A 600-nucleotide genomic window follows, 5' to 3' on the forward strand; every position below is an offset into this window, starting at 1 on the left:
CAGCAGCTGAAACAATATTTTTCGATGCAACTCCACGTTTTGAGTTTTGAGCCATCAATCTTGATTTTTGGTCATTAATATTTAATTCTTTTCTCGAACTACGCTGTGTTCTCGCATCAATTAAACTACCTAACACTTCATGTCTTTGTGCTAATTCTTTATATTTCTCTGAATTAACTCCACCTTCCTGAGCGGCTAGTTTTTCCATTTCTTTCAAGGTTTGATTTTCTTGTTTAATTAATTTATTATCACTAGCTCTTAAATCAGATTTTTTATAAGCACTATTTCCTGAAGCCAGTTCTTTTCTAATCATTGCTCTTTCAGCTTTACTTTCCATCTTATCATTTGCTATAGCCATTCTTTGGTCTTCTGAACGCATATTTAAGCTTTGCATTTCTTTAGCATATCCAGCTTTTGATAATTCTCCTGATTTCAATTTATTTTTTAAATCTCTCTTAGCTTCTAATTTTTGCAATCCTGCCTTACCACGAGTTAAACCCACACCAGCAGTTTTTAATGCTTTACCACCAGCTTTCGTTGCCTTACCAAGTGCTTTAAACGCACCACCAATACCAGCACCTAATGCCATTCCACTAGCCA

At 35.0% G+C, this 600-nt stretch carries 1 protein-coding gene; it reads right to left on the reverse strand.

What is annotated here, in order from left to right:
* On the reverse strand, window positions 1-589 hold a 589-nt coding region (locus N1F73_RS04010; protein ID WP_260360172.1), incomplete at its 3' end, for a hypothetical protein.
* Window positions 590-600: the final 11 nt, after the last annotated feature.

Origin of the sequence: Mycoplasma sp. HS2188 (assembly GCF_025209835.1) — a bacterium.
Lineage (GTDB): Bacteria > Bacillota_I > Bacilli_A > Mycoplasmatales > Metamycoplasmataceae > Mycoplasmopsis.